Source organism: Gordonia sp. i37, from assembly GCF_002043085.1.
GTDB lineage: Bacteria > Actinomycetota > Actinomycetes > Mycobacteriales > Mycobacteriaceae > Gordonia > Gordonia polyisoprenivorans.
The window spans coordinates 1-3247 of the sequence record NZ_MVPX01000221.1 but is presented as its reverse complement, the minus strand read 5'-3'; the positions used below and the strand labels follow the sequence as shown (position 1 = coordinate 3247).

The window sequence follows — 3247 nt, the reverse complement described above, 5'->3', positions numbered from 1 at the left end:
GATTCGTCGACGTCGGCCGGAATGTCGTCGGCGGGCTCGTACCGGAACACCCCGTCGTCGCCCTTGACGCCGAACGACTTCGCGAATCCCTGAAGGGCCGAACCGAAGTCGGTCGGCAACACCCACACCTTGCTGGCTTCGCCCTTGGCCATCTCGGGGATCTGTTGCAGGTACTGATAGGCGAGGATCTCCGGTGTCGGCTTGCTCGCCTTGACCGCGGCGAAGGTCTTCTGGATCGCCTTGGCCTCACCCTGCGCCTTGAGGTAGGTCGCCGCGCGATCGCCCTGGGCACGCAGGATGCGGGACTGCCGCTCGGCCTCGGCGGAAAGGATCGCGGCCTGCTTGGCACCCTCGGCGGACAGGATCTGGCTCTGCTTGGCACCCTCGGCGGTCTTGATCGCCGACTCGCGCTGTCCCTCCGCGGCCAGGATGGTCGCGCGCTTCTCACGGTCGGCCTTCATCTGCTTTTCCATCGATTCCTGGATCGACGGCGGCGGCATGATCGACTTGAGCTCGACGCGCGCCACGCGCAGTCCCCATCGCCCGGTCGCCTCGTCGAGTACGCCGCGCAACTGGCCGTTGATCGAGTCCCTCGACGTCAGCGTCTCCTCGAGGGTCATGCCACCGACCACGTTGCGCAGTGTGGTGATGGTCAGCTGCTCGACGCCGGCGATGTAGTCGTCGATCTCGTAGACCGCCGACCGCGGATTGGTGACCTGGAAGTAGACGACGGTGTCGATCGACAGGGTGAGGTTGTCCTCGGTGATGACCGGCTGCGGGGGGAAGGACACCACGCGTTCGCGGATGTCGACGCGCGCCCGGATCCGGTCGATGAACGGCACCAGCAGGGTCAACTGCCCCGACACGGTACGGGTGTAGCGCCCCAGGCGTTCGATCACCGCCGCCTCCGCCTGCGGGATGAGGGCCACCGATTTCGCGAGGGTGACCACCACCAACACGATCACCAGGACGGCCACCACCAAGCCGATGTACTCCACGACCCTCACCCCTTCCATACGACGGCGGTCGCGCCGTCGATCTGCATCACGGTCACCTGTTCGCCCGGTTCGAAATGATCGCCGGGGGTCATCGCGCGGGCGGACCACTCCTCGCCGTCGATCTTCACCCGGCCGCGGTGTTCGTCGACGGACGCGAGGACCGTGGCGTGCTTGCCCTCGAGCGCCTCGACGTTGGTCAGCAATGCCGGTCGGGACATCAGATGCCGTTTGGCCACCGGCCGCACGAATGCCAGCAACGCGACCGCAACCACCGCGAACACCACCACGTCCACCCAGATGGGTGGTGAGACAAAGAAATCCACACCCGTGGCGGCGAGCGCGCCACCACCGAGCATGAGCAGCACCAGATCTCCGCTGACCATCTCGCCGATCAGCAGCACGATCACGGCCACCAGCCAGATCAGGGTGCTCATGGGTCCAGTCTGCCAGAATCGCCACCGGGGCAGCGGCGATCCGGACCGCGCCCGAGTCCCCGGAGCGATCGCCGACTCAGCCGTCGCCGTCCGCGGCGGTCACGAAATCGATGAGTTCCTCGACCGAGCGCAACAGATCCACCTCGAGGTCACGGAAGTCGGTGACCTTCGACAGCACCCGACGCCAGCCGTCTTGTGGTGTGCCCCAGCCCAATCGGGTACACACCCCGGCCTTCCACTCCTCCCCGCGCGGCACCGTCGGCCAGGCCCGGATGCCCACGGAGGACGGTTTGACCGCTTCCCAGACATCGATGAACCGATGCCCACGAACGCGGACGTGCTCCCCCACATCCGCGGTCAGGCGCTCCTCCTTGGAACCGGCAACGAGGTGGTCGACCAACACACCCGCTCGGCGATGGGCGGCAGGCCCGAAATCGGCGAGTACGGCGTCGAGGTTGTCGAGGCCGTCGAGCCCCACGACCACCACCCCCTCGGCGCGCAGATCCGATCCCCAGACGCGTTCGAGAAGAGTGGCGTCGTGCACGCCCTCGACGAAGATCCGGCTCGCACGGGCCGTGCGGGCGCGCGCCGCGGGCGCCACCCGTGATCCCGACGCGGTGCGCTGCGCCGCGACCGGACCCCGGGTGCGCGGTCGGACCAGGGTCACCGGTGCACCGTCGATGAGGAACGCCGCGGGATGCATGACGAAGACCCGCGTACGCCCGTGGCGGTCCTCGAGCCGTACCAGGTCGCCGGCATAGCTCTTCTCGAGTCCGACGACGGCGCCGCAGAATCCGCTGGCCGCGTCCTCGACGACCAGGTCTCGCTCTGCCGCCACCTCTGGGGTGCGGGGCGCGGCGCGGCGCGGCGCCGCCAGTACATCTCGTCCGTAACGATCGTCGGTCACACCCGTCACGCTAACCAACTCCCGCCCCAGACCGGCGAAAGCCACGCCGGGCGCCGATGTGCGAACCGGAAGGTATCGTGGACGACCTATGACCAGTATCGACCATGTCCTGCAACACGCCTGGCCGGCCAGCGCCCTGGGCGCGTGGTCTGCGGCGTGGATCGCCGGACGCTGCTCCCCCGACGACGTCGTCGACACCCTCGCCGGATCCGCCGATCTGCACGTCCTCGACGACCGGACGGGCACGCCCGACCCGACCCCGGCCGGTGTTCTGGGAATACTCACCCTGCTCCGCGACGCCGGACGCCTCTCGGTCCGGCTCCCCAGCGCCGGTGACCCGCAGGGCCTCCCACCCGACGAGGCCACCACCGCCGCCTTCGCCGCCGGCGAGGTCCTGTTGATCGACGACGGCGCCGCGACGCCGCTGGCACTGATCCCGACCGAACACGACGGCTCCTGCCGCTGGCGGGCGATGCGCTACCGATCGGAGGGGCCAAGCGGGGCAACCGGGCTCGCCGGCGACATCGAATACGAACTGCGACAGGCGATCTCGACGACAGCCGAGCTGATCACGAAGATCGGTGGCCGGACGGCGACGATGCCCGTCGATCTGCGCGGAACGCTGCGCGCACAGACCCACCGCCACCTCGTCGAGGTGCCACCACACGACGACATGCGTGCGACACGCATGATCGAGACCGCGGCACAGGTCGAGTCGATCGCGATCCTCGCCGGCGAGGCCGGAGCCGGATTCGGGGCAACCGCCGCACAGTGGTCATCCGGCGATGGGGAGCTGCGGCGGCTGGTCGGTCTCGCCCATGCCGCGCGCGCCGCCGCGGTGAACCGGATCATCGCCGAATTCCTCGGCACCACGTGGTGATCGGCGGTCGCCGACGATCCACATCCCC

The 3247-nt window shown here is 68.8% G+C and carries 4 protein-coding genes; 1 reads left to right on the top strand and 3 read right to left on the bottom strand.

Annotation, left to right across the window (positions count from 1 at the left end):
* The 3 genes from B1964_RS10155 to B1964_RS10145 form a co-directional block, all read right to left on the bottom strand.
* Positions 1-1016 (bottom strand): SPFH domain-containing protein (locus tag B1964_RS10155; protein WP_172398802.1); only part of this gene is annotated, 1016 nt, incomplete at its 3' end.
* Positions 1004-1432, bottom strand: coding sequence for an NfeD family protein (locus B1964_RS10150; RefSeq protein WP_006370106.1), 429 nt, complete (start codon positions 1430-1432; stop codon positions 1004-1006). The genes B1964_RS10155 and B1964_RS10150, both read right to left, overlap by 13 nt.
* A 76-nt stretch (positions 1433-1508) precedes the next feature.
* The gene (locus B1964_RS10145) at positions 1509-2348 is read right to left on the bottom strand and encodes a DUF3097 family protein (protein WP_079929677.1); all 840 of its coding nucleotides are present in this window, start codon (positions 2346-2348) and stop codon (positions 1509-1511) included.
* A gap of 79 nt (positions 2349-2427) precedes the next feature.
* Here B1964_RS10145 and B1964_RS10140 point away from each other — a divergent pair, with 79 nt between their 5' ends.
* Positions 2428-3219, top strand: a complete 792-nt coding sequence (locus B1964_RS10140) for a hypothetical protein (protein ID WP_079929676.1) — start codon at positions 2428-2430, stop codon at positions 3217-3219.
* The last annotated feature ends 28 nt before the right edge of the window (positions 3220-3247 follow it).